This is a genomic window from Virgibacillus sp. LDC1, from assembly GCF_025792345.1.
Taxonomy (GTDB): Bacteria; Bacillota; Bacilli; order Paenibacillales; family Paenibacillaceae; genus Paenibacillus_AQ; species Paenibacillus_AQ lautus.
Map to the genome: position 1 here is coordinate 1,473,280 of NZ_JAOXLZ010000001.1, position 26,455 is coordinate 1,499,734.

Sequence of the window (26,455 nt, forward strand, 5' to 3'; positions counted from 1 at the left end):
GCATGAATAATGTGACTGAAGAGCAAACACAGCATGAGCTGATCCGTGCTTTTGTAAAGGTAGCTCCATTGCTGAAAAGTCTAACGAATGATGACATCACGATCGGCATTTATGATACGGAGAAGCTGATCATTAATATTCCGGGCAAAACCTTCTCGCTGAATGTTAGCCCGGGAGACCCGCTGGTTGAGGGCGATATTGTCACCAATGCGATTCGAAACAATACACCTTTATCGGCTGTCGTTCCGAAAGAACTGTTCGGATTTCCGCTAGCTGCACGCGCGATCCCGCTGCACGACGAACAGGGCAGGGTTATCGGCGGTGTCGGCATGGGGACAAGTCTTGAAAAAGCGAATGCGCTGTTTGAGATGGCCGAGAGTTTTTCCGCAATTGTCGAACAGACCACCGCGTCCATTGAAGATATCAGCCAATCGATTGCTCACCTGACCGAACGTGTAACCGACGTAACGAACCAAATGACGGACGTCAGCTCCAGCGCGCAGCAGATTGGGAAGATCTCCAGCGTTGTTAAGGAGATTTCGGATCAGAGCAGCATGCTAGGTCTTAATGCTTCGATCGAAGCGGCAAGAGCGGGGGAAGTCGGAAGGGGCTTCTCGGTTGTTGCCGATGAGATTCGGAAGTTAGCGACAAGCTCCAAAGAGAACGTGGATCAGATTAATGGCATTACGAAGAACATTCAGGAATTTTTGCAGCGGTTGAATCATGCTTTTTCCGATATCCATACCCTAACCGATACCCAGTCAAGGACGATCCAGGAATTCTCGGCAACGATCCATGAGATTAGTATCAAAGCAGAGGAGCTAGCGCAGGTTGCTGAAGAAAGCCTGTATGCCAAAGAAAACAAGCAATAGAAAATCAGAAACTCCTCTTATACTTTAACTTTATATACAGGCGCCAATAAAGCAGAAAAGCAGAAATACATCGATGATGTATTTCTGCTTTTTGTTAGGTATGCTGTAACAATACATGTCACAACACGGTTACCCGTATTATACGCGTCATAATCCCTGACCCGCTTTAGTGTGTCCTGAAAATGGGCTGAATGTAACCCAGCTGAATTCCTTTCGAAACGGCTTCCAGCGAGGAGGAGACTTCCAGCTTTTCGAATGTATGCTGCAAATGATTGGAGACCGTACGCTCACTGATATGGAGTATGCCAGCGATGTCCTTGCGTTTATAACCGTCGCATATCAGCTGAAGAATCTGTTTCTCGCTGTCCGTAAGCGTCTCGATATATTCGATGGAAGCGGGGAAATGAAGCAGCCCGTTCTGGATATCCAGCAGGGCATGAACAACCTCATCGGGGTCCATGTGTTTATTCAGAAAACCTTTGGCCCCTATTTTTTGCGCCTCATACCGGTACACCGGCAGATCGTAGCCGGTCAGCATGACGATAATGGCTTCCGGAACTTCATGCAGAATTTTTTTGGCAAGCAGAATTCCGTCCTCACTGCCGGAGGAGTTTAAATGGATGTCCATTAATATAATGTCCGGCCGCTCCCTCTTGATGACGGGAACCGCTTGGGCAACGTCCGACACGGATTGAAATCGCTCGATTTCTGGAGTGCCTTCCAAAGCGATTTCCAGGCTTTTGGCGAACAGGGCATGATCATCGATCAAAATAATGTGCATAAGATCCTTCTCCTTTCATGGGAAAGCATACCTTAACAGACAGGCCTCCTCCAGGTGCCGATTCCAGGGTGACTGAACCGTTGATCAGAGCGAGCTGTTCCCGAATCGACTGCAGACCTTTCGGCGTTCCCGTCCTGTTAGGATCAGATGGCTTTAAGCCTATGCCGTTATCTTGTACCATTAACTCCACATAGCCCGTATCCAGAGAGAGCCTGATGTCGAGAGCGGTTCCTTTCGAGTGTTTTAAGGCATTGGTGGTAAGCTCTTTAAGCACTCGATACACGATATAGTTGTAAGGCTCAACCAAGAAAAAAGTATCGTCGCAATCAAATGAAATGTTAAATCTTCTCGTTGGATACGTCTGCTGGACCATGCTCAAAAGATTTCTCAGATTTTCCTTAAAAGTCAAAGTATTGAGCAGGGTGGGATGGTATTCCTGCATCTGGTGCCGGATCGACAGGTTCAGACGGTCCAGCGCTTCCATGATCAAGCTGCGGACATCCGGCCGGTCCGATTTGTTCATCATATTCCGAACAGACAGCAAGTCCTGAAGGATGTCGTCATGCAGATAATGCGAAAAATCTCTTTTGATCGATTCCTCCCGCTCGATTTGATGCAGAGACCTTGCATAATAGCTGTCCATACTCCCCAACGAATTTTCCCTGGCCCCGTCTGACCGTTTCTTAGCGTGAAGATACAACAATAGAGCATATACTTGTATGCATACGAGCAGGCCGTGAGCGATGACAAAATATTCGCTTGGCTGAAGCCGCAGCAGCAGGGCAATCGAGCTAAACCAACCCACCGTCCCGAACAAAAGGGCCAGCGCCGTTTTCCCTCGAAACAGCATGACAGGCAGGTCCCCGGCATATGTAAATGCAATTCGGTGGATGCTGAACAAGGGCAGGATAAGAAACGGGTAGACTCCAAGTCCCTCGACATATTCCGGTTGTGTTCCAAAGCACAGCACATAGCCGACAAATATCGCAGCTGCCGCCAAGGCCGAAGCGCCAAACTGCTTCCATTCGCTGCGGAGTACAAACAGGATTCGTTTTCGATGCACATAACACAGGAAGACGCCTGCTCCAAAGCTAAGCAATAGCTGAACCAAAAAAAGTAAATGAAACCATGAATCCTGTACCATGCCTGCCAGCAGCGTTAAGACGCATGTCGCTTTTAATAAGAGGTTCGTCTGCTTTTGATACATGTAAGCCGAATCTTGAAAGAAAAAAGCGAATACAAACCGGTAGGAGACATATAAAAGTACCGAACCCGAGAAAGAGAGCAGTTTGGTTAACTGCTCTTCTCCCGAATCGATGCTCCACAATGTGTACCAGCCCGATAAGATTAACAACCATGTAAACCGGGTCAATACACCGCTATTTTTCAAATTTATGTTGCTGATGTATATGGCGTCCGCGGCGATTAAAGTCATTAGGACCAGCAGGATGACGTCTGCAACGGCGGTAACACTCCGAAGTCCGGACAAATGTCCGTAAGCGAGGTAAAAGATAATCAGCAGCTCATTCACGATGAGTATCATTTGTCTGTACAGGTAGCTGTTTTTTATCTGGCTCGCCTCCTTCAACGATTAACCTTACAGCGAATTGAATTAACGGGGAAACGCGGCCCGGTAACAAGCTCTCTTGGTAATGAAATAATAAAGGCAGAATATAACTCCGGCAATGGCCAAGGCCATTGCGACCGGTACGATAATTTGATGGCTTTGGCCAAGGACATCGTCGATGAGCAGCGATTTATAGCAGACCAACCCGCAAATGCTATGGACAAAACCGATCCCGAACGGGATGGCATACATGACTTGAATCTGCCTCCGTATCATTTTCTGGATCTTCCTCTTACTGTAACCCATTTTGCTGAGAATTTCATAATCCTTCTGCTCATAAGTGACAGCAGAGATGTTATGAAAATACAGGATGCTGCCAGCCGCAATGAAAAAGAGCACCGTCAGAAAACCGAGCAATAAAAAGGTGGAGCTGTTAGCGTACATTATTTCATAAGTTCGGGCATAGGCGCTGGCGAAATAAGGGTTGTCCTTCAATATGGGCTGCAGTGCCTCATAAGCCGTCTTGCTTTGCCTTAAGTCCGGACCATCTATGCTCATGACTGAAAACTCGGGGAGTTTGAGATCTGCTAACCGATGATACAATTCATTGGAGATGACCAGGGTGCCTACGCTGATGTTAAAACCGACCGGGTTGGCCAGCGTTGTGTCCCGGATCGTGACATCAAGTGACTGGTTGTCCGGAAGGGAGAGCCGATAGGTTTGGCTGACATCCTTCTTTTCCGGATCGGAACGGTATTTTACCAAAATGCCATTGTTGTTTTCCAGTTGCTTGAGGCCTATTTTCTTGCCTTGCTGAGCCAGCAGCCGGTTATAGTCGGACAAAGCAATCAATTCAAATCCCGGCTCTTTGCCCAGAGCGTATTCGGTGGGCACATTGTCCGATTGGGATCGGACTTTTATAAGAGTTGTTTGAAGGGCTTTATACTGTTCGGAGCCTATTGCCTCATGTAATGCTTGAATAGCCTGGTCAGCCTGTTCCGGCTTCTCAACCGGGAATTCTATAGCGGATGGAATGATTCGGGTTACGGCCGCCACGGGATAATACATGGTCAATGCCGTAGAACCGAATACCCCCAAAGTGCCGGCAATGAGCAAAGAGAGCATAATTAAGGTTTTGGCGTTGGTACGGATACGGTAAATAAACTTGGGTATCGTGACAATAGCAATTTCTTTGTACAGCAGTTTTTTACGTTGTTCCAGCTTGCGCATGAGATACGGCACAAAAGAGTAAATAAACAATGAAGTTCCAGCAGTAATCAGCATCACCATGAGTAGCCCCATGGGACTCACGCCAATAGATTTCCATAGCGATTCTTTTCCACGTACCGCATCAATGGCCACCCAATCACCTGCAATGATGAGCAAGAGACCCAATACGGCTGCCGCAAGACGGATCTTGATCGGTTTTTCAACCGCTTGTTCAAGCCGGACAAGACTTAACAGCGTCGTTTTACGAAGTAGTCTCCAATTCGAAAAGCTAAGCGCGAGGACAACCGCAAAAACAAATACGAGACTGTAAAGCACGGCCTTTCCGTTGAATAACGGAATGATGGCGGAGTTGATCCTCAAATCGAGCAGCATAGAGATGCCGCCTACGATTCCTTTGTGGGCAAAACCACCTAATAGAATACCGATGAGAAGTGCTCCTAGGCTGATAAGGATGTTCTCGAAGGTCAGTAATTTGAGCATTGCGGACTTTCGATATCCCAGCAGTGCATAAATGCCCAGCTCCTTCATTCTGCGTTTCATAAAGAATGTATTGGAATAGGACATATAGAATAATACAAAAGCCATTAAAAAGACGGAGATGGTCCGAGTCATTGTTTCTACGCGGCCGTCTTCCGAAATTTTATCCATCATGATGTCATTCATCGAGAACGACACGAAGGTGAAAAACACCGTCAAAATAAAAGCGACCGAGAACAGGTATAGAGAGTAGAACGACAGATTCTTTCTTACATTTTTAAAAGCTATGGTTGTTAATTTCATCATTGCACCTCTTCAGCGGGATTCGTCCAACAGCGCGATCTGTTCCAGAATGGTCTCATAAAAGCTGCGCCGGTCTCGATCCATGCGGTTAAGCTCATTGAATATCCGTCCGTCCTTAAATATCAGGATTCGCTTGGCAAAGCTTGCCGCGTAAGCATCGTGAGTAACCATCATAATCGTTGTGCCCAATTCCTCGTTAGCTTCGCTTAAGGTACGCAGCAGTTCGGTTGCCGAGCTGGAATCCAGCGCTCCAGTCGGTTCGTCCGCGAATAAGATCGCCGGTTTCTTGACGATGGCTCTTGCTGCCGCAACTCTTTGTCTCTGTCCGCCGGATAGTTCACTCGGATATTTCCCTAGCTGCTGGGATATGCCGAAGCGCTCGGCCAAAGCTCGTATGGAGCGATCGATTTCAGAAGGGGGGAGCCCTTTCAAAGCAAGTGGAACAGCAATGTTTTCCATTACCGTTAGACTGTCCAGCAAGAAGTATTCCTGAAATATAAACCCTAGATGCTCATTTCGGAAATCGGCAGAACGAGTATCGTCCAGGTCGCTAATATCCATGTCGTTAATGGTGATTTGTCCTCCGGTTGGCGTGTCGATGGTGGACAATACATTAAGCAGCGTAGTTTTTCCTGAGCCGGAAGCCCCCATGATACCGATGAACTCCCCCTCATGAACTTCAAAAGAAATCCCGTTCAAGGCAGGTCTCTGCGCGGGATTATAGAGTTTGGTCACGCCTTTCGCTTGTAACAGGCTGCGCATAACAATCTTCCTTTCTGTATGTTTGTTCAAATACACGATATCTTCTTTTTGACCAAAGGACATGAGCAATTAACGCAATCCTATGATGATCCGTTCATTATCTAATGTTGATATGCTTTTTAAGCCAATCGATAGGGTATTTTCGCTTCGTTGTTTGGGATATCATCAGACAAGGGGGAGTTTTGAAAGTAATAACATGCAACGAAAACCGAGCTCCGTATAGCTCCCAGGAAGCTATTTGAAGAAAGGTGCAGTGAAGAGGATGACAAAGACGAGCAAAACCGTATTGTTTCAAGGAGACTCCATAACGGACGGGAATTGGGGGCGCGACAACGACCTTAATCATATCCATGGACATGGCTATGTGTATCTGATTGCCGCAGAGCTGGGATTTGAACTAGCGGAAAACCAGCCAAAGTTCATAAATCGAGGGATCAGCGGCAATCGTGTCTCGGATTTGTACGCGCGTTGGAATGAAGATGCGATTAGTCTGCAACCTGACCTGATCAGTATGCTGGTTGGAGTTAACGACGCAGGTCGGATCATCGAAGGCTCGCCAAGCGGTGCTACCGACAGGTTCGAGAAAGCCTATCGGAACATACTGGAGGAAACGAAAGAAGTGCTACCACACACGGGGTTGGTTTTATGTGAGCCATTCGTGCTGGAAACGGGCGCAACTGTGCAAAATTGGGACAAATGGCGTCAACGGTTGAATGAATATAGCCAAATTGTCCAGCAATTGGCTCAAGAGTATGAAACGCTGTTTGTCCCTCTGCAAGAAGCGTTTGATCATGCAGCAAAAAGAGCAGGAGCCGAGTATTGGATATGGGACGGCATTCATCCCACGACAGCCGGGCATCGATTGATCTCACGTGAATGGCTGAGAGTCGTTCAGAATAGTCCATTGGCTATTCGTTGATACAGGTACATAACTTTTCTCAGATGCAACTCTTTCGCCGTGAGGTTGGGGGAGTTTTTTCTTGCACTGAAGTGGCCTCAACAATGGGTTGGTAGACTATATATAAATATATTTATGGAAACACCGTAATAATCTAATTTGTCTTATTGAAAAACGGATTGTAGAATAATCTCTGTAAACAGCCAACAAAATAAGGGAGGAAGAAAAATGGAGAAAAGCATACTGATTGTAGTTACCAATCATTCAGATATACAAGACGGAAGAAAAACGGGCATCTGGTTATCAGAGTTCGCTGAAGCTTATATTGAGTTTGTTAACAATGGCTATCAGGTTGCAGTGGCAAGTCCTCTCGGCGGACAAAGTCCAATCGATCCGAACAGCGTGAATGAGGATACTTCGAAGGATATATGGGAAGCAGTAGTACACCTTGAAAACACGGTTCGCATCCGTGATGTTTTTGCAAATGATTTCGATGCTGTTTTCCTGCCGGGTGGTCATGGAACGATGTATGACCTGCCGGATGAACAAATGCTTCATCAATTAGTCCGTGACTTTTATGAAGCTGGAAAAATAGTCGCTGCAGTGTGTCATGGTCCTGCGGGATTGACAGGAGTCACATTATCGGATGGACAGCCCCTAGTTGCTGGGAAACGGGTGAATGCTTTCACAGATAGAGAAGAGGCGGAAACCGGACTAAGCGAAATTCTTCCTTTTCTACTTGAAAGTAAACTTCGGGAACTGGGAGCCGTTTTTGTGGCTGCGCCAAACTGGACTAAACATCATGAAGTTGACGGGAATTTGATTACAGGCCAGAATCCTCAGTCTACCCTGGCAGTGACCAAAGCTGTTATTGATAAACTCGGCTAAGAAGCATGGAGGCTGCTGCTTGTATAAAGTAGTGGCCTTCATGCTTTTCTTTTGTATAAAATGAGTAGGAAATCATTCATTACAGAAAACAAGCCGGTATCGAAAAGCACAGCATGGACCGTCATTGCGCTGATATTAGGGGCATTCACGATTGTATCTATATGCAAAGGGGTAAGAATAATGGTGGATTTTGAATGGTACCGAAGTTTTATCAGTATCTATAAACATAGATCCGTATCGGAAGCCGCCAAAACTCGGTTAATGACTCAACCCGCAATGAGCCAGCATCTTGCCGCATTGGAAGCCGAGCTGGGCGAAACATTGTTTACGAGAACCTCAAGAAAGATGGTTCCGACCGAGAAAGGAAAAGAACTTTATACTCAAGTGGTTCCGCTGATCGAAGCCTTGGAAGAAGCAACGCAAACATTCAAGATGAACACTTCTGCAACAGCTCCCGTCGTCCGAATTGGGACAGCCCACGAATACTTTCGGGAGAATCTTGCTCCCCGTTTGGGAGAGTTGCCGTTTCGAATGATTGCTCATTTTGGCGTTGCCTCACATATTTTGGAGTTATTATTGGAAGAAAAGGTCGACATAATCATAACGTCCCAAAAAATATCTGCCTCCGGCATTGAATATATCCATTATGTTCAAGAAGAGTTTGTGCTGGTTGCACCTTATACCTTTAAAGAAATCGACTTCGAAGATCCCGACCAGTTCGAAGCCTGGCTGTGCGCGCAAGATTGGATCAGCTATGGCAGTGATTTACCGATCATACGCAGATTATGGAGGGAACACTTCAAGAAAAGGCCGCATATGCAAATCATGCACGTTCTGCCGGACCTGCATTCCATATTAGCCGCCATAGAACACGGTTCGGGAATAAGTGTCCTCCCCACTTATATGCTGGAAAAATCATTACACAATCATCAGGTAAAGATCATCTATCCTTCGTTCAAGGTAAGCAACGAGCTGTATCTGGCTTATCCTATCAAATTTCGAAACCTTCCGATAGTGAAAGCGATGATTGAAGCATTGCGAAAAAATCACGATACGACGTGAAGAGACCCGGAACAAAAAAACACCATATAACTATCTAAACCGCTAATTCGATACGGAATTCAGTGGTTTTTTTGTTATGTCAAAAGGGGAAATCAATTACGATATCAAGTCTTACCGGAACGATGCTAATGCAATCTAAATTCAAATCCATGGAAATAATTGTTGACGATTACAAAATGCCATGCTATATTCTTTTCAGTTTTAATCGTAATAATTACGATTAAACATTGGTCAAGCCAACTACCATAATTCGGCGTAGAGGGGAGCCCGTGTTACGTGATGAAGCAGAAGATCAATTTTGTGAAATGTAATCCGACGCAAAATATGACGATTCTAATTAACACCATGCTTCCGTCCGATGAACATAAACGCATTGCTTCTAAAATTATGTCATATGACAACGTTTATGCTGAACAAGTTGGTTTCATTGAGCCATCCATGAACCAGGAAGCTGACGTGTTACTGCAAATGGCGGGAGGTGAATTTTGCGGTAACGCCTGCATGGCCTTGGCGGCATACCTGGCTGAGCTGCAGGAGATGGATCGTCATGAAACAACCGAGTTTCGATTAGAGGTTTCAGGATCCGAGCAATTAGTGGCATGCCGCATAACAAAAAACAGGGAGGATTATCGCTGCCGGGTCAACATGCCGCTCCCGGTGAAAATGGATCAAACGGTTCTTCAGGAAGGGGGGGCCCCTGTTAACGCGTTTGCCGTCCGGTACAGTGATTTTATTCATTTCGTGATTGAAGTGGAACACATCGATTCAAATATGAAGAACCAAATGTTATCCTTGGCCAAGCGCATTGGACCCTTTCTAGATACAAGCATGCTTGGGATTTTGCTATACAACGCCAGCTCAAGTCAGCTAACACCGCTTATATACGTCCCGAAGTTGAATAGTGCGGTGTGGGAAAGAGGGTGTGGCTCCGGTACGGCTTCCATAGGCGCTTACTTAGCCTGGAAGAATAGGCGCAATATCGAAGCTCATATCCATCAACCCGGCGGGACGATGCTTGTAAAGGCACTGTATGACCAGGACCGACTGACCCATCTGGAAATCGAAGGTTCCGTTGGAATCGTAGCACAAGGCACAGCGTTTATTGATATGGATTTTAACCTGTCTGTGGGAGAGGATATTCATGAAATTAGCAACGTTTGAGCAATCCTTACGTGATTACTTAACTAGGTTTGAGTACTTCGCTGACCGATTCGATTATTCTCATCGTCACCGAACCGAGCTGGAACGTCTAATTGACCAATACTCGGGGTTTATAACAGACGAAACGAACATCAAAGTATGGGATGAACTGGAGCAACAGGGGATCGGCCGAATAAGCGATCTGATCGATGGACTAAGAAAAAATTCGGCGCGCTGCGTCGCGATCCTGGAGAAATATCGTGCGCTCAAATTGCAAAAGGGAGATACGGAGATCACCGATTATTTCAAAAATATCGAGGATTGCATCGAGAAAGAGTTTGGAAGTTTCCTGATCACTTCTAAATCGAGAGTATTGCTGGTTGGCTCTGGCTCTTTCCCGATGACGGCGCTATTGATCGCAAAGCGTACAGGAGCTCCGGTGGTCGGGATCGACATTGATGTTGAGGCAATTGAGCTTGGTGAGAAGGTTGTAGAGAAATTGGGTCCGGGGTTGAAGATCCGTTTGGAAAAGACATCGGTTGAATTCCTTGATGATTTGAAAGAGATCACCCACATCATTTTTAGCTCGACGGTGGCTGATAAGTACGCGTTGTTGGAACAGTTATATCCATTGACGAATGAACAGGTTGTTGTCGCCATGAGATATGGAAACCGATTGAAGTCTTTATTCAATTATCCAATGAAAGAGACGGATGATCGTAAATGGGAATTAGTGGATAACGTACTACGCCGAGACGATATATTTGACATTGCTTTATATAAAAAAATCATAGCTTAGCTAACGGTAACCGAAGTGAGGTGTCTAATGAGAGAGATGAAGCATGTCTTGTTGTTGGGAACAGGCCCTGCAGCCTTGCAGCTGGCAGTAACTCTTAAAAAGGGATTCCATTGTCGCCTGGGGATTGCCGGACGGGAATCGGTCCGGTCTGCTGAATTCTTCGACTCGCTTGCGGCAAATGATCAAAGGGTTCTCGCAAGCATCCAAAATGAAAAGCATCGTTCCATGGAAGGCGAGTGTCGCATTGACGATGTGTTTCGGGGGTTTGAAACCATTGAAGGCGAATGGGACACTTTATTTTTGGCGGTGACCACCGACGCTTATATGGAAGTCATGCGACAGATTCACCATAACGTTCTGCGTAAGATCAAATGTTTCGTACTGATATCACCGACTTTCGGTTCCAACAGCTTAATATCCGGTTATATTCGAAGCTTGAATCCGAATGCGGAAGTCATTAGTTTTTCTACATATTATGGAGACACAAGGTGGATGGGGGGCCGAGTTTCTAATCATGTCATCACCGCGGGGGTCAAGAAAAAGGTTTATATCGGCTCGACACGGGGGCGCTCCGGTCTAGTTGACAGTCTCTGCGGTCTCTATGAGCAATTGGATATTGCTCTGGAAGTCATGAAGACGCCGCTGGAAGCAGAGGCGAGAAACATTTCGTTATATGTTCATCCTGCTTTGTTCATGAATGACTTCTCATTAAACGCCATTTTTGATGAGTCGGGTTCGCGCAAGTACGTCTACAAGCTTTTCCCTGAAGGCCCGATTACGCAAGATCTGATCCGCAATATGTTATCCCAGTGGAAAGAGATGATGAACATCTTAGACCAATTAGGGATGACGGGCATCAATTTGCTAAAGTTCATGACGGATGACAACTATCCGGTGAGAATCGAGAGCTTATCGCGCCAGGATATCGATCGCTTTGATCAATTACAAACGATTCATCAGGAGTATTTATTGTATATACGTTACGCCTCATTGTTAATTGATCCTTTTTCTCAGCCGGATCCAGATGGAAAGTACTTTGATTTTTCGGCAGTTCCGATCAGGAGTTTGTTTATCAATCAGGAAGGCTGCTTGGATATCCCGAGAATGCCCAAGGAGGATTATTATCGGATCAAGATCATACAAGGGATAGCCAGATTCTTAAAGGTGGATTGTCCGACGATTGATCATTTCATAAAAACGTATGAAGACAAAATCGTAAATGTATCACTTGCTCACAAGGACCGGTTGTTATCCAATGCATTCACGGTTCAGAGCTTCGGGCATGATCTGGAGCTGATATGCACGGAATTATCAAACAGATGAACGAAACAATAAACAAGTGGGTAGCAGGAGGAAAACCGTGAACAGAAAAAGTGTCAAGCTATGGTTGTTGTTGATGATCTCGATCGCGCTTCTGGCAGGGTGCGGCGAGGCGAATCAGGGAAGTAAGGCCGAATCGGCAATCCAGAATGAACTCATCTATGCAACAGCAAAAGATATTCAAGATATGAATCCTCATTTATACACCGGATCCATGCCGGCTCAGGGTATGGTATATGAATCGCTGGTGGAGAACACAAAAGAAGGGATCAAGCCTTTGCTGGCGGAGTCCTGGGACATTTCGGAAGATGGGAAAACCTATACCTTTCATTTGAGGAAAGACGTGAAGTTTCATGACGGGGAACCGTTCAATGCCGAGGCTGTCAAACTGAATTTCGACGCCGTACAGCATAACGCCGAAAAACACGCCTGGATTAAGCTGTCGACCAAAATCAAGAGCGTGAAGGTAGTAGATGCATACACCGTCCAATTGGTTTTAAGCGAAGCCTATTACCCTGCACTGGTCGAACTGTCCATGACGCGGCCGTATGTATTCCTCTCACCCAAGGATTTCATTCAAGGGGAAACGAAGGATGGCGTTAACGGACACCATGGTACGGGTCCTTACCAGTTTACGGAACATAAAATCGATGAGTACGCTACCTTTACCGCCAACGAGGAGTATTGGGGAGGTCCGCCAAAAATCAAAAAAATTACGGCCAAGGTACTGCCTGCAGGGGAGACGACATTTTTGGCTATGCAGAAAGGGGAGGTGAATTTTGTGTTTACTGATGATCGGGGGGCTGACAGCATCGATGTGCAAGCGATGAATCGCCTGGTTGAATCCGGAGCATACCAGCTGGTTCGCAGCGAAGCCATGAATACGAAAATGATTGTGGCCAACAGCAGCCAATCGGATAGTCCGGTAAGCGAAACCGCCGTGCGTGAAGCGATCTGGCATGCGATCGATCGCGAAACGATCAGCAAGGACATATTCGAGGGGAGCGAGGCGGAAGCGAATCAACTGTTCTCGTCCAACGTGAACTATGCGGATGTCCAATTGAAGGAACGCGAATATGACCCGGGAAGGGCTGAGCAACTTCTGGAGCAGGCCGGATGGGAGAAGGGCAGCGATGGCGAGACCAGGATCAAAGCCGGGAAGAAGCTGGCCATGAATTTATACTATGACAGTAATTCATCTTCGCAAAAAACACAGGCGGAATTCATCCAAAATGCGGTAAATGGGATCGGAATCAAGCTGGATATCATCGGCGAAGAGTCGAGTTCCATCGCGAATCGAAGATCCACGGGGGATTATGAGCTGTTGTTTAATCAAACCTGGGGATTGGCGTATGACCCTCAGAGCACCATCTCTGCCTTCACTTCCGAGGCTTCTTATCTACATACAACCAAAGGGATCGCGGAAGCGGATCATCTTTATGAGCATATTCAGGAGGTTATGGTATCCAAGGACGAGGAGACCCGCAAGTCGTTATACGCTGACATCATAACAATGGTTCACGATGAAGCGGTGTTTATCCCGATTTCAAGCGGAAGCGTCACGGTTTTGGCACCCAAGGATTTAAAAGGCATTGCATTCAAACAAACCCAGTTTGAGCTGCCCTTTGAGTTAATGCATTTTGAATAGGTCGCGAACTCAATATTGGATAAGGAGTCATTATGGGAAGTTATATCGTTAAACGGTTGTTGCTGTCAGTTCCGATTTTGCTCATCATTTCGTTTTTGGCCTTTCTGTTGATCAATCTGTCCCCCATGGATCCTGCCGAAGTGGTGCTCCGCGCCCAGGAGGTTCCGGAAATCACGGAAGAGCTGATCGCACAGACGCGTGAAGAGCTTGGGCTGAATCAGCCGTTCTTAAAGCAGTATGCCGATTGGGTGATGGCCTGCCTTCGATTGAACTTTGGAGAATCCTACGTGACGGGACAGACGGTTTGGTCCATGATCAGCCCGGCATTTCTCAATACCTTAAAGCTGACTATGGTTTCGTCTATCATTATTATCGTCATGTCCATTATCTTGGGGGTTGTCTGTGCATTAAACCAAGGCAAAATATGGGATCGATCGGTGAGAGGCGTTTCCTTCTTTCTGACGGCGATGCCTTCCTATTGGCTGGCATCGATCATGATCTGGTATTTTTCCGTCCGATTGGACTTGCTGCCCACCAGTGGCATGGATTCCTATCGAAGCTATATCCTTCCCGTGACGGTCATATCGGTGAGTTATGTCGGGATATATTTCCGAAGCGTAAGAAGTTCGATGCTGAATAACTTACATGAAGACTATGTTGTATACGGGAGAGCCTGCGGTTTGCCCGAAAAGAAGATTACCCTGCGCATCCTGAGAAATTCGCTTCAAGTTGCCGTATCCATATTTTGCATGGCCATCCCCATTATTCTGGGCAGTACCGTCGTTATCGAAAATGTATTTGCATGGCCGGGACTTGGGCGGCTGAGCGTTAAATCCATTCTGAGCAGGGACTTTCCGGTCATCCAGGCGTATGTTCTTATTTTGGCGGTAGCCTTTGTACTATTTAACACCTTGTCTGACATGATCAATGCTGCATTGAATCCGAAACTAAGGAAGGAAATCTGATGAACGTACTTAAAAGTCTAAGCAGAGACAAGCTGGCCAGCCTGTCATTGGTCATCATTGCCGCCATCGTAATCGTCGGCCTGTTCGCCCCTGTATTTGCGCCGCACGATCCGAATCAAGTCGATATGAAGCTGCGTTATGCCGGGTCTTCCTGGTCGCATTGGTTCGGTAACGATCATCTGGGAAGATGCATCTTATCCCGGCTGATTTATGGCATACGTCCCAGTATTTTATGGGTTCTGGCAGCTTTGTTGGCGTCGGTAGGAGTTGGAGGGATCGTTGGTTTCATCGCAGGTTACTTCAGAGGAAAAACAGACGCAATCCTGATGCGAATTTGCGATATCATGCTTTCATTTCCCGGCTATGTCATGACGTTGGCGGTTGTCGGCATTCTGGGAGCAGGCCTTGAGAACATCCTGATTGCCTTTGTCGCGATGAAATGGGCGTGGTTTGCCCGCGTTATCCGAACGTCGGTCCTGCAGTACGCGGAAATGGATTATGTGAAATTTTCAAAAGCAGCCGGGATCAGCAATCGAAGGATCATTCTGAAGCATATCGTTCCCGTGACATTTTCGGATATTGCCGTCATTGCAAGCGGTTCAATGTGTTCCATGATTCTGCAGATCTCCGGATTATCATTCTTAGGGCTGGGCATCAAGGCTCCCAACGCCGAATGGGGGATGATGCTGAATGAAGCGAGAGAAGTGATGTTCTCACGCCCGGAGCTCATGTTAGCACCCGGCTTGGCTATCGTGATTGCCGTATCGGCTTTTAATTTTCTGGCGGATGGGCTTCAAGTCGTGCTTGATCCCAAACGGATGAACTCCGGTAAACAGCCGCGAACAACAGAGGTGGAGAAACCGACTTATGAATATGCTAGAGGTTAATCATCTGAGGGTATGGGATTCGAACGAGGGAAAAGAGATTATCCATGACAGCTCCTTTCAATTGAAGGCGGGAACCTGCCTGGCGATTGTGGGGGAAAGCGGGAGCGGAAAATCCCTGACGTGCCGATCGATCATAAGGCTGCATAAACCCTGGATTCGACAATCCGGGGAGATTATCTTCAAGGGAGAACATTTGAATCAGCTTTCAGAAAGGGACATGAGGAAAAGAAGGGGAAAGCAGATTGGCATGATCATGCAGAACGGCATGGGAGCATTCGATCCGTCCAGCGTCGTCGGCGTTCATTTCCAAGAAACGTTGAAGGCGCATTTCGGTTGGAGCAGGGGCGAGGCTGAAACCAACATGAAAAAAGCCATGGAAAGCGTCATGCTTCCCCATCCTATGGAGATCATGAATAAGTATCCTCACCAGCTATCAGGCGGCATGCTGCAGCGTTTGATGATCGCGCTCACGCTGGTGCTGGAACCCGATATCGTAATCGCTGACGAACCGACGACCGCACTGGATACAATCTCGCAATACGAGGTCGTGGAACAATTCATCCAGCTTCGCGAAAGAATGGGAGGCTCCATGATCTTTGTTTCGCATGACTTGGGTGTCGTGAAGAAAATCGCCGATGAAGTCTTGGTTATGAGAAGCGGTGTTATTGTAGAAAGCGGAAGTATTGAATCGGTATTTACGGAACCCCGGCATCCTTACACGCAATACTTGGTTTCTACGCGCCTAGAACTCAGCAGCCATTTCAATAAGATCATGAACGGGGGATTATAACGTGCTGAAAGTTGAGAACGTCCATAAATCCTACCGGGTAGGCGGCTTGTTTTCGGGGAAAAGGCAACGCATTTTGGAGGATGTAAGCTTTGAATGCGGAAGCGGGGAATGCCTCGGCATCATCGGTGAAAGCGGAAGCGGTAAATCAACCCTTGGACGACTGATCTTGGGAATAGAAAAACCGGACCTTGGACACGTCTTATTGGAAGGGAAACATGTCATGAATCGCCATGTGCGTTTTGGCAATATAAGTGCCGTATTTCAGGATTATACTTCGTCTATCAACCCGTTCTTTACTGTGGAAGAAGCGATCATGGAGCCTTTAACGGCGCAGGGGTCATTGAATAATGACCATAGGGCCAAAATCGATCTGCTGCTGAATCAGGTCGGGTTGGACGCTTCCTATAAAACGAAATATGCTCATGAGCTGTCCGGTGGTGAGGCCCAGCGAGTCTGCATTGCCAGGGCAATTGCCACAGAACCCAAGTGCATCGTACTCGACGAGGCGATCAGCTCTTTGGACGTGTCCGTCCAGATACAAGTCCTTCGATTATTGAAGGAGCTTAAAGACATTTATAAGATGAGTTACATCTTCATCACGCATGATATACAAGCTGCTGCTTATCTGTGCGACAGGGTTCTGATTTTCAAAAGCGGCAGGGTCGAGGAAACGGTTCGAATGGAGCAATTAAAGCACGTCCAGTCGGACTATGCCAAAAAATTAATGGAGCATTTGATTACGTTTTAAGGATCAGTCGCTAGCAGGAGGAGAGAAATAGTGAGTGGAGCAATGTCTTGGCCATTTTTGCGTTTATATATGCTGGCACTGCTTTATTTCAGTGCGAATGCGTTACTCAATGTATTAATTCCGCTGCAAGGAGCCGCTTGGGGAGCCAGCAGCTCTACCATCGGTCTCGTCATGGGAGCTTACATGTTTACGACGATGTTCTTTCGGCCCTGGGCCGGACATTTGATTCAAAAGCATGGTCCGGTCAAGGTGCTGCGCCTGATCCTTTTGGTCAATGGCGCTGCCTTAATTCTGTACACATGTACGGGATTAGGAGGATATCTGATTGCTCGAATACTGCAAGGGGTATCAACGGCTTTTTTTTCGATGGCACTCCAGATCGGCATCATCGATGCGCTGCCCGAGAAGGAACGTTCGCAAGGAATCTCGTTCTATTCCTTGTTTTCCTATATTCCCGGCGTCATTGGTCCCGTTGTCGCATTAGGCCTCTGGCAGACCGGAGGCATGGATTCATTCACCATCATCTTCGTAGCTATTGCCATTTGTACCGGTGTATTCGGATATAGCGTCAAGATGGATAAAGAAACGATTCCAGCGGAGCAATCGGCAAACCGTTCAGGCATGTTTCATTCCTTCGGACAAATCGTAAAGAACCCGTTTCTGTTCAAATGCAGTGTCTTAATGTTGTCGGCATCGATCGTATTTGGAGCCGTAACAACGTTTATGCCTTTATACGGCTCGCAGTTACGCAGCGGCAGTGCCGGCATTTATTTGATGCTCCAGGCTGCTGTCGTTGTCGCTTCCCGGTTTCTTCTAAGAAAAAGAATCCCGTCGGATGGCAAATGGCATTCGTTTTTTATCATGGGTACCATGCTTCTGCTCACCCTCGCTGCAGTATGCATTAGCCTTTCCTCAGAACAGGGAGCGGTTCTTCTATATACCGGCGCGATTCTTATGGGCATTGCGCAGGCGCTCCTATACCCGGCGTTAACTACTTATTTGTCCTTTGTACTTCCCCCATCAAACCGCAATGTGTTGATCGGACTGTTTATTGCAATGGCTGACCTTGGGGTATCCATGGGCGGGGTTGTGATGGGACCGATCGCCGATTATTATTCATACTCCGTCATGTATATGATTTGCGCTGTATTAAGCATGATTATGGTTGTTGTTGCGTACGAGCGAAGAGGAAGCTTGGCTGCTTCGAACCAAAACCATGCAAGGGAGAGTGAAGGGGATGCTTAGCTGTTTAGGTATGTTCAAGGCTGGCGGTGGATGTCTGTGATTGAAGCATCAGTCAAGGCCCGCCGGAAGGTTCATAAAATCTCTGCTCGTGGGTTGAGCAGAGATTTTTTATGAACATCAATTCTTTCATTATGATCTCTGAACAGGCGCGGAATAATGTTGGAGCTCATCCCAATGGGGTGTCGCCATGTTCGCGCGAATTTTCAATTGATCAAAAGCTTGCTGTAAAGCAGTCACCTCGTTTGCTGACACCGCCTTATCACTTAACAGGATTCTGCCAATGGGGTTCGACAGCATCATCTTCAACAGGATGTAGAACAGCTTTCTTTTTTTACGGGCGAATTCCTTTTGAGCGGCAGGCGTAATTGTAAACCCGTTTTTCTCCAATACTTGATGTCCCTCATCAACAGCATGGATGACAAGATTCAGCAGCTGCTTGTCTTTTGCGGCTTTGCGCAAATCCCCGTGATAGGTAGAAGCAATGGAATTCAATGCCAAGATCATGACAAAATGACTTTTCAGCCATTCATTCATATTGTTCTGGTAGGTCCACTTATATTTGGTGTTAACCAAAGCCTGATCGATCACCGAACGCCAAGACAGCTCCTCACCTAAACCGCCGATATTGATTTTGGTTCTTGGTCCGCGTACGCTAATGACCCGGCCATTCTCTCTCCAGCCAGCGATCGTCTGAAAAGCGAAAGCAACCTTTTTCGCTACCGGGCTATGGGTTTGCAAATACTCCTTCATTTCCCCAGGACTCGCATTGTTGCCCATTATAACGATGTAGCTGCTATGGTTCGCTGCAAGTGCAGGCAGTACCGCTTCGAAATCCGGATATTTCATCACAACAAAAATAAGATCATAAACATCGTCAGGCTGTAGTTCCCGGATCACCCTTACATTATGAACCGTTGTTTGGAACTGAAAATAATGCCGAATGACATTGCCGCTCTTTTCCAACTCATCCGCTCGTTGTCCTCTGGCCAGCATCGAGACGTTGTGACCTCCACGCACCAGCTCGTGGGCTAAATAACTGCCAAGAACCCCAGCGCCATAAATCAATATTTTCATAGTAGTTCCTCCATTCGAGTTATACGATTTGATCAAACCGTGTTCTCAAACACTTATTTTTGTTATTAATATAGTTTTTAAATAATCGTCGTGATATTTAAAAATTACAGCTTGATTCTATATGGACATCGGCCGGACTGTCAAGAAGTTTTTAAATATCGATCCCAAAATTTAAAAACCACTCTTTTTATGGTAAACTACTTGTAGCGACGAATACGGGAAGTGAGTGAAAACGGATGAATAAATTCGAAATCAGAACGCAGCAAAAGAAGGATGCGATCATTCATGCCGCGTTAAAGCTTTTTAAAGAAAAAGGCTTCGTCCATGTCAGTATCAAGGACATTGCCGAAGAATCCGGTGTATCGTCTGTATCGCTGTATAACTATTTCGGCAGCAAAGAAGGGGTGGTCAAAGAATGTGCGAACGTTCTGATGCAAAATACCATCCATATGGCCAAGGAGCTGTTGAAACAAAATATCGAGTTTAAAGACAAGCTGTCCCAAGTGCTGGAGATCTGTGCTGACCAAGACTATCAATTGCTGGGTACACCGGGTGCAGTTGAGGATCAGGTTCTGGCGAGCTTATATAGTGAAAACACCAATAAAATCAGAATGGAGCTTATTCGGGAACTTATTGAGCTGGGGAAGAAGGAAGGGGCGATTCATTCCTCTGTTTCTCTGGAGACTCTTTTGGAATTATTAAGTGTTGTCGGGACACTTCAAGCTTCCTGGGCAAAATCCGGGAATTATACCAATAAGATGGCTGAACTTAACCAGCTTCTCTTGTTTGGTTTTATTGGACGCCAATAAAATGAATCATAGAATGACCTCCGACGATCCAGGCAGGAGGTTATTAACGCTTAACGATGCTGACGGAAACAACGCAAAAAAGGAAATTAGCCTCCCAAGGAGAACCATATACTACTTGAAGGAGGATGCTTTTTATGCCTAAAACCATACTTGTTGTCGATGATGATCCGGATATTATAGATATGCTTAAACTTTATCTGGAGGCAGAAGGATATAGGACTTTGGAGGCTTTCGACGGGAAAGCAGCCCTGGAGCATCTACAAAGCAAGCATGTGGATCTCGCACTCCTCGATATCATGATGCCGTTCATCGACGGAATCCAGCTGCTCCGCATGATGCGGCAGGATTACAAAATCCCGGTCATTCTCATTTCGGCCAAAAATCAGGAACTTGATAAAATAACCGGGCTCAAGCTGGGGGCAGACGATTATGTGTCCAAGCCGTTCAGTCCACTTGAAGTGATGGCGAGAATTCAGGCCCAGTTACGACGTTTCTATGAGTTTAACGAGCCTTCGGAAGCTCTGCCGTTATCCGAAACCTGCGTCGGGGACTTGCTGCTGAATCACCGCGAATGCATGTTGTACATCAAGGGAACACCGATTTCACTCAGCGCTATTGAGTACAAATTGTTAAAATTGTTTATGGGGGAACCGGGGCGCGTATTTACGAAAAAGCAAATTTTCGAACAAGCCTGGGACGAGCATTATCTGGCTGACGATAACGCCGTCATGGTACAAATCAGCAGGCTGCGCGATAAAATCGAAGTTTGTCCGAGGAAGCCTGTCTATATCAAGACCATTCGCGGACTCGGTTACCGATTTGCGAAGAAAGATGAGTTGCAGCCATGAAATCCCCTAATCGCCTGCAGCGTTCGCTGATTCGCCAATATATTTATTTTTTTGTTACCATAGCACTCATCGCTGCGGCTTCTCTGTATATATTAAATGCGCAAATCTTGAATTATTTTATGGATATATCCGGACAGATCAAGGCAGAGGATACCGCCCTTGGCACTCCTACCGCCGTGCTTGACGTCCCTAGCGATCAGCACGAGTTGGTGTTTTATAGAATGGCTCTTCAAACCCTGCTTCTGTTTCTCGCTTTGTTTGCGATCACCGTGTACGCATTCGGAAGATGGACGGCTTCCCGGCTCACAACCCCGCTTCGATCGATTACGGACGGCATCCGAAACATCGCTCGTGGGCACTACCACCAAAGATTAAATTTTCGAGCGAGTTACGAACTGGCGCAAATCCAGGAAGATTTTAATGATATGGCGGAACGCCTTGAACGGATGGAGAAGGAAAATCGGGAGCTTGCGGAGAGCAAGCAGCGCATGCTGATCGACATTTCCCATGACCTGAAGACACCGATGACCACCATTAAGGGTTATATCGAAGCGATGGAAGTGGGGCTCGTTGATTCGGAGGAGAGAAGGCGGCAAATCCTGCGTATGATCTCCGACAAAGCCAGTCTGATGTCGGAGTTGATTGACGGCATCTTGGAACTGTCCAAGCTGGATAGTCCCGACTATCCTTTTGCCGTTGAGGCATCCGACCTTACGGAATTTATGAGGGAAATCGCAGCCGAGTATTACGAGGTTTTCGAAGAAAAAAAGTTTCTATTCCAGTATGATATTCCCGATCGTGTAATCATCGTCCCCTTCAACGCGACCTGGTTATACCGGGCGGTTTCCAATATTCTATCCAATGCCATCCAATACAACCCGCCTGGCACAACCGTTGGATTGAAATTGGCAACGAGGGGAAATGGAGTCGAAATTCACGTTTCAGACGATGGCATCGGAATTCCGGATGCCATGAAGGCAAAGGTCTTCGATGCCTTTGTCCGCGGAGACCAAGCCCGTAAAAGCGATGGGGGTACGGGTCTAGGTCTTGCCATTGCCAAACAAGTGATAGAAAAACATGGGGGTAACATCACGCTGACCACGAACGGGCATACGAACTTCGTTCTTTTTCTGCCTGATCATTTGTAAGATTACTGAAAGGTTCAGGAAAGTGTAGAGAACGAATTCTCCGATATAATCAGAAGTAGAACCAATAACGATATGGGGATACAGGAGGACTGGAGAGATTGGAAGCACAAAAAGAGAAAGAATTTGAGAAGGGCGGTACCTTTTTTCGAGGAATCTTTGCAAACCGGAAGCGCCGGGGGCCGTTATCCCCTGGATGGAAGGGTGCGTCACTGGGGCTTGGGGCCATCGCCTTTACCCTGATTCTGATACAGGCCAATTATCTATTGACGGGGCATGGTTTCGGTAAATTCATCGTGGGTACATTCCTGTTTGTCTTAGCGGCAGCGCTTATAAGCGGCCTGGCTGCATTATTGCTGCACGGAGTCAAGAAACTGCCAAGCCGTTATATTTGGGTGTTGCTGTACTCCCTGATCATGCTTTTATTCTGTTTCATTGGGCCGCTGGAAGTATCGGTCGTTTTTATCGTGTTGATTGCCGTTGTTTTTTCTTTGTTTGGTGCATTGGTTTATAAATTTGCAACAGGAAGCTACAAGCAGGCATCAAAAACTAGGATAATCGGCGCCGTGGCCTGTTTGTCCCTGATCACTGTCGTGATCGGAGCCGGCAGCTTCTGGTTGATTCGGGCCGGGGATGAAGCCGCTCCGGACGTGACCTTGAAACAGCTGAAGACTTCAACCCGATATGATGGCGCCTCGATGAAAAACCCTGCCGAAGAAGGCGAGTATTCCGTCAAGAGCCTGTTATACGGAAGCCCCGACAACTACAGGAAAGAGTTTAACCAAAGCGGATCCCTGGCTACCAAAACGGTGGATGCCTCCGAGTTTGTCGCCAAATGGTCTTCTGTGCGAACGAAATCGCTTGGATTCGGACCGGATGCCATGCCGTTAAACGGTAAAGTGTGGTATCCCGAAGGGGAAGGCATCTTTCCGCTTGTCCTGATTGTACATGGAAACCACTTAATGAACGATTACTCCGATCCGGGTTATGAATACTTGGGCAAACTGATGGCGAGCAAAGGGTATATTTTCGTCTCCGTGGATGAAAATTTTCTTAATGTTTCCCCTTATGAAGATCTTTTCCTGATCAGCCCGCCGCAGAATGAAAATCCGGCAAGAGGCTTGCTGCTGCTGGAGCATTTGAAAACCTGGAAAGGCTGGAACAGTGAACCGGACCACCCGTTTTATCAAAAGGTCGATATGGAACGAATCGCCCTCATCGGGCATTCCAGAGGCGGGGAAGCGATCGCGATTGCGGCTGCATTCAACAAACTCGGCAATCACCCAGATCACGGCCATGTCAAGTTTGACTATAACTTCTCGATCCGCTCGCTCATTTCCATTGCGGGTACGGACGGGCAGTATAAACCTCAAGGCAAACCGCTGCCGCTGCAGGACGTGAATTATCTGGCTTTGCATGGAGCTCATGATATGGATGTCAACAGCCTGGACAGCGCGAAGCAATATCACCGGATTCGTTATACTAAGGGCACAAATTACATGAAATCGCTGGTCTATATTTATGGAGCTAACCACGGCCAATTTAACGGAGGCTGGGGCAGAGGGGATGTGGCAGGCTTGGGGAACCAACTGTTTAACCTGCGTCAAATTATGCCGCGGGATGAACAGGAAACGATTGCAAAAGTGTTCATATCTTCTTTTCTGGATGCCACGCTGAAGGACCAGCGGCAATATCGCGAGGTGTTCAGAGATTTGGGTTATGCCAAAGAATGGCTCCCCGATACCCTGTACATCGGCAATTATTACGATTCGCAAACGATCTTACTCGCGGATTATCAAGAAGATATTGATTTACAGAGCACCACGATTCCCGGCGGCAGCCTGATGGGCGAGAACCTCCGGCAATGGAGGGAGGAAAAGGTGAAGGTCAAGATGGGTGAAGCGGCTTACAGTGCGGTTCGCTTAGGCTGGAATTCAAACGGATCGACTGAACCGGCATCCTATACCGTTACTCTGCCGGATCAGGGGGCAAAAACAGGGAAGGAAAGCTCCATCGTATTTTCGCTTGCGGATGCCCGCAGGAAAGAGGAAAACGGCAACCCGAAAGAGTTTATCGATTTTACGATTACCGTCGAAGACAAGAAGGGCCATCAGGCAAGTCTTCCCCTTAGCTATATATCCAAACTGCCGCCTGTCATTGAAGGTAAACTGCTGAAATGGCCATTTTCTAAAGCAGGGAATACCTCGGAACCCGTATTTCAAAGCTATGATTTTCAGCTAGGCGATTTCTACAAAATGAATCCGGATTTCAATCCGGAGCAGTTAAACAAGATCCGTATGGAGTTCAACCTGAACGAGCGGGGAACCATACTGCTTAGTGATGTGGGCATCCGATTATAAAAGGTAAAAAAGTCGCCATTTAGGGCGACTTTTTTTGGTTTATTGATATACATTCATGTGCAGGTTTAAACGGTTACAGCAAGCTGTGATACGTATCCGTTTTAGGAAAATGGATTGTGACCTTTGTATACGTTCCTGCCTCCGACTGGATAGACAAATTATGACCCAGCTTATGCGCCAATTGATTTGCAAGGTATAGTCCCATGCCGGTCGATTTGGGATGGCTTCTTCCGATAGAACCGGTAAATCCTTTCTCAAAGACGCGATGAAGATCCTCCGGCTGGACCCCGATCCCGGTATCTACAATGTTCAAGCGTTTTTCTTTACGGTCTTCTTCGACCGTGAATGTAATGTTCCCGCCTTCGTCCGTATATTTCAACGCATTTGCAACGATTTGATCCAGGATGAATCCGAGCCATTTGCGGTCGGTATGGATGGTTTGCCGAAAGTCCTCCATCTGTATCCGAATCTGTTTATTGATGAAGGTTTTGGCGAATTTTTTCGCGCAGGTTTTAATGATCGAGTCTAACGGTTCTTCCGTGATGAAATAATCCTTGGAGAACGAATCGATTCGAGAATAGTACAGTGCCTGCTCCACGTAATTTTCTATTTTATCCAGTTCATCCTCTAGCTTATCGGCAAGGGAATCTGCCGTTTCCCCCGTGCTGTTTTCCATGAGCAGACGACTTGCTGCAATCGGCAGCTTTACCTCATGAATCCAGGACATGATAAATTCCTGGTGATCTATTTTCTCTTCATTGAGTTTCCTGAGGTCTCGTTCATGTTGACGGCGCAATTTGGCAAAAAGCTCAAGGTACAGCCGTTGCTGCGAATTTTGCGGTTCAGGGGCAGCGACAGGCCAATCTTCGCGGTCAAGATCGATCAGTTCCTGCAGCTTGCGGTAATAGGATCTGCGGTAAGCATAGCCAATCAGTAAGTAGGCTGTGGTGAAGGCAAAACAAACGATTTGAATATACAGAATGCTGCCTGCGACTTGACCCGGGGTGACCGACAGGGCAAGGATCATTGAAATAAAGCCCATCATCCCCGCGTACAGCAACAAAAAATAACGTTTGTCCTTTATGTATTGAATGAAACTCATGGGATCATATAACCTTGCCCTTTCTTGGTCACAATCCAGTTTTCCTTGCCGATGCCGGCCAGTTTTTTGCGCAAGCGGACGATGTTGACGGTTAACGTGTTTTCGTCCACGAAGCTTTCATCCTGCCAAAGATGACGCATGATTTTCTTGCGGTCTACAACGGTTCCTTTCTGCTGCATCAGAATCTTCAATATACTGACTTCGGTTTTGGTAAGCTCCGCTTGTTCGGTTTCATAAGTGAGCATCCCTTTGTCCGGAAGGAACAAGACCCCCTCATGCTCGAACACATTGGAAAGCAGGTCCGAATAGGAATACGTTCGGCGCAGCAGCGCATTGACTTTAGCGGTCAACACATCCATATGGAACGGCTTCTGAATATAATCGTCCCCGCCCATATTCACCGACATGACAACATCCATGGGCGAATCGCGGGACGAGAGAAAGAGCACCGGTACATTGGAGATTTCCCTAATTTTTTGACACCAGTAAAATCCATCATACGATGGCAAGTTGATATCCATGATCACAAGATGGGGCTGGTCATGAATAAAGCACTGTGCAACATGGTCAAAGTTTTCGACGATGACCGTTTCCAGGCTCCATTTAGACAATGCTAACTGGATCATCCCGCGAATGGTCGGGTCATCCTCTACGATCATAATTTTCATAAACGATCCTCCCGGGCGTTACTAGCGGCAAATTAAACACATTGTATACGATCTTCCCGCGGCAGAC

At 46.8% G+C, this 26,455-nt stretch carries 24 protein-coding genes; 17 read left to right on the plus strand and 7 right to left on the minus strand.

Annotated features, from left to right (window positions below):
* The first annotated feature begins 2 nt into the window (after positions 1-2).
* Positions 3-872 carry a methyl-accepting chemotaxis protein gene (locus OHJ21_RS06715; protein WP_326115074.1) on the plus strand — a complete coding sequence of 290 codons (870 nt, stop codon included), beginning with the start codon at positions 3-5 and terminating at the stop codon, positions 870-872.
* Positions 873-1,038: 166 nt separating this feature from the next.
* On the opposite strand, the gene OHJ21_RS06720 is transcribed toward OHJ21_RS06715, so the two are convergent.
* The 4 genes from OHJ21_RS06720 to OHJ21_RS06735 form a co-directional block, all read right to left on the minus strand.
* A complete protein-coding gene (locus OHJ21_RS06720) occupies positions 1,039-1,653 on the minus strand; it encodes a response regulator transcription factor (RefSeq protein WP_486019615.1) in 615 nt (204 codons plus the stop codon).
* Positions 1,631-3,196 (minus strand): sensor histidine kinase, encoded by a 1,566-nt coding sequence (locus tag OHJ21_RS06725; protein WP_486019616.1) that lies wholly within the window; start codon positions 3,194-3,196, stop codon positions 1,631-1,633. Before OHJ21_RS06725 ends, OHJ21_RS06720 begins: the two co-directional genes overlap by 23 nt.
* A gap of 69 nt (positions 3,197-3,265) precedes the next feature.
* On the minus strand, positions 3,266-5,230 hold the full coding sequence (locus OHJ21_RS06730) for an ABC transporter permease (RefSeq protein WP_486019617.1): 1,965 nt from the start codon (positions 5,228-5,230) through the stop codon (positions 3,266-3,268).
* 12 nt (positions 5,231-5,242) lie between these two features.
* On the minus strand, positions 5,243-5,992 hold the full coding sequence (locus OHJ21_RS06735; protein ID WP_486019618.1) for an ABC transporter ATP-binding protein: 750 nt from the start codon (positions 5,990-5,992) through the stop codon (positions 5,243-5,245).
* A gap of 262 nt (positions 5,993-6,254) precedes the next feature.
* Here OHJ21_RS06735 and OHJ21_RS06740 point away from each other — a divergent pair, with 262 nt between their 5' ends.
* The 12 genes from OHJ21_RS06740 to cntE all read left to right on the plus strand — a co-directional run bounded on the left by OHJ21_RS06740 (position 6,255) and on the right by cntE (position 18,382).
* On the plus strand, positions 6,255-6,911 hold the full coding sequence (locus tag OHJ21_RS06740) for an SGNH/GDSL hydrolase family protein (RefSeq protein ID WP_100539352.1): 657 nt from the start codon (positions 6,255-6,257) through the stop codon (positions 6,909-6,911).
* 207 nt (positions 6,912-7,118) lie between these two features.
* Positions 7,119-7,778, plus strand: coding sequence for a type 1 glutamine amidotransferase domain-containing protein (locus OHJ21_RS06745; protein WP_486019619.1), 660 nt, complete (start codon positions 7,119-7,121; stop codon positions 7,776-7,778).
* Positions 7,779-7,958: 180 nt separating this feature from the next.
* The gene (locus tag OHJ21_RS06750) at positions 7,959-8,840 is read left to right on the plus strand and encodes a LysR family transcriptional regulator (protein ID WP_486019620.1); all 882 of its coding nucleotides are present in this window, start codon (positions 7,959-7,961) and stop codon (positions 8,838-8,840) included.
* Positions 8,841-9,119: 279 nt separating this feature from the next.
* On the plus strand, positions 9,120-10,001 hold the full coding sequence (locus tag OHJ21_RS06755; protein WP_486021003.1) for a histidine racemase CntK family protein: 882 nt from the start codon (positions 9,120-9,122) through the stop codon (positions 9,999-10,001).
* Positions 9,982-10,779 (plus strand): SAM-dependent methyltransferase, encoded by a 798-nt coding sequence (locus OHJ21_RS06760; RefSeq protein ID WP_486019621.1) that lies wholly within the window; start codon positions 9,982-9,984, stop codon positions 10,777-10,779. Before OHJ21_RS06755 ends, OHJ21_RS06760 begins: the two co-directional genes overlap by 20 nt.
* 27 nt (positions 10,780-10,806) lie before the next feature.
* Positions 10,807-12,102 carry an opine metallophore biosynthesis dehydrogenase gene (locus OHJ21_RS06765; protein ID WP_486019622.1) on the plus strand — a complete coding sequence of 432 codons (1,296 nt, stop codon included), beginning with the start codon at positions 10,807-10,809 and terminating at the stop codon, positions 12,100-12,102.
* Positions 12,103-12,139: 37 nt separating this feature from the next.
* Complete coding sequence (gene cntA / locus OHJ21_RS06770; RefSeq protein WP_486019623.1) at positions 12,140-13,747, plus strand: staphylopine-dependent metal ABC transporter substrate-binding lipoprotein; 1,608 nt, start codon at positions 12,140-12,142, stop codon at positions 13,745-13,747.
* 32 nt (positions 13,748-13,779) lie between these two features.
* Positions 13,780-14,712 carry a nickel/cobalt ABC transporter permease gene (gene opp1B / locus OHJ21_RS06775; RefSeq protein ID WP_486019624.1) on the plus strand — a complete coding sequence of 311 codons (933 nt, stop codon included), beginning with the start codon at positions 13,780-13,782 and terminating at the stop codon, positions 14,710-14,712.
* Entirely contained in the window at positions 14,712-15,599 is an 888-nt protein-coding gene (gene cntC, locus OHJ21_RS06780; RefSeq protein ID WP_100536940.1) for a staphylopine uptake ABC transporter permease subunit CntC, read from the plus strand. The genes opp1B and cntC overlap by 1 nt, the downstream gene beginning before the upstream one ends.
* Positions 15,580-16,389, plus strand: a complete 810-nt coding sequence (gene cntD, locus OHJ21_RS06785) for a staphylopine uptake ABC transporter ATP-binding protein CntD (protein ID WP_486019625.1) — start codon at positions 15,580-15,582, stop codon at positions 16,387-16,389. The genes cntC and cntD overlap by 20 nt, the downstream gene beginning before the upstream one ends.
* A gap of 1 nt (position 16,390) precedes the next feature.
* The gene (locus tag OHJ21_RS06790) at positions 16,391-17,137 is read left to right on the plus strand and encodes an ABC transporter ATP-binding protein (protein WP_100536942.1); all 747 of its coding nucleotides are present in this window, start codon (positions 16,391-16,393) and stop codon (positions 17,135-17,137) included.
* A gap of 30 nt (positions 17,138-17,167) precedes the next feature.
* Positions 17,168-18,382, plus strand: coding sequence for a staphylopine family metallophore export MFS transporter CntE (cntE, locus tag OHJ21_RS06795; RefSeq protein ID WP_486019626.1), 1,215 nt, complete (start codon positions 17,168-17,170; stop codon positions 18,380-18,382).
* Positions 18,383-18,511: 129 nt separating this feature from the next.
* Here cntE and OHJ21_RS06800 read toward each other — a convergent pair whose 3' ends face one another.
* Positions 18,512-19,456 carry a ketopantoate reductase family protein gene (locus OHJ21_RS06800; protein ID WP_486019627.1) on the minus strand — a complete coding sequence of 315 codons (945 nt, stop codon included), beginning with the start codon at positions 19,454-19,456 and terminating at the stop codon, positions 18,512-18,514.
* A 236-nt stretch (positions 19,457-19,692) separates the two neighbouring features.
* On the opposite strand from OHJ21_RS06800, the gene OHJ21_RS06805 reads away from it, so the two are divergent.
* The 4 genes from OHJ21_RS06805 to bahA all read left to right on the plus strand — a co-directional run bounded on the left by OHJ21_RS06805 (position 19,693) and on the right by bahA (position 24,618).
* Positions 19,693-20,265 carry a TetR/AcrR family transcriptional regulator gene (locus OHJ21_RS06805; RefSeq protein WP_100536945.1) on the plus strand — a complete coding sequence of 191 codons (573 nt, stop codon included), beginning with the start codon at positions 19,693-19,695 and terminating at the stop codon, positions 20,263-20,265.
* A 134-nt stretch (positions 20,266-20,399) separates the two neighbouring features.
* Positions 20,400-21,113 carry a response regulator transcription factor gene (locus OHJ21_RS06810; protein ID WP_326115054.1) on the plus strand — a complete coding sequence of 238 codons (714 nt, stop codon included), beginning with the start codon at positions 20,400-20,402 and terminating at the stop codon, positions 21,111-21,113.
* A complete protein-coding gene (locus OHJ21_RS06815) occupies positions 21,110-22,261 on the plus strand; it encodes a HAMP domain-containing sensor histidine kinase (RefSeq protein ID WP_486019628.1) in 1,152 nt (383 codons plus the stop codon). The genes OHJ21_RS06810 and OHJ21_RS06815 overlap by 4 nt, the downstream gene beginning before the upstream one ends.
* A 98-nt stretch (positions 22,262-22,359) precedes the next feature.
* Entirely contained in the window at positions 22,360-24,618 is a 2,259-nt protein-coding gene (gene bahA / locus OHJ21_RS06820) for a bacitracin amidohydrolase BahA (RefSeq protein ID WP_486019629.1), read from the plus strand.
* A gap of 73 nt (positions 24,619-24,691) precedes the next feature.
* Here the strand turns inward: bahA and OHJ21_RS06825 are convergent, their stop codons facing one another.
* Together OHJ21_RS06825 and OHJ21_RS06830 are read right to left on the minus strand one after the other, a co-directional pair.
* Positions 24,692-25,720, minus strand: a complete 1,029-nt coding sequence (locus OHJ21_RS06825; protein ID WP_394056114.1) for a sensor histidine kinase — start codon at positions 25,718-25,720, stop codon at positions 24,692-24,694.
* Positions 25,717-26,388, minus strand: a complete 672-nt coding sequence (locus OHJ21_RS06830) for a winged helix-turn-helix domain-containing protein (RefSeq protein WP_486019630.1) — start codon at positions 26,386-26,388, stop codon at positions 25,717-25,719. Before OHJ21_RS06830 ends, OHJ21_RS06825 begins: the two co-directional genes overlap by 4 nt.
* Positions 26,389-26,455 lie beyond the last annotated feature (67 nt).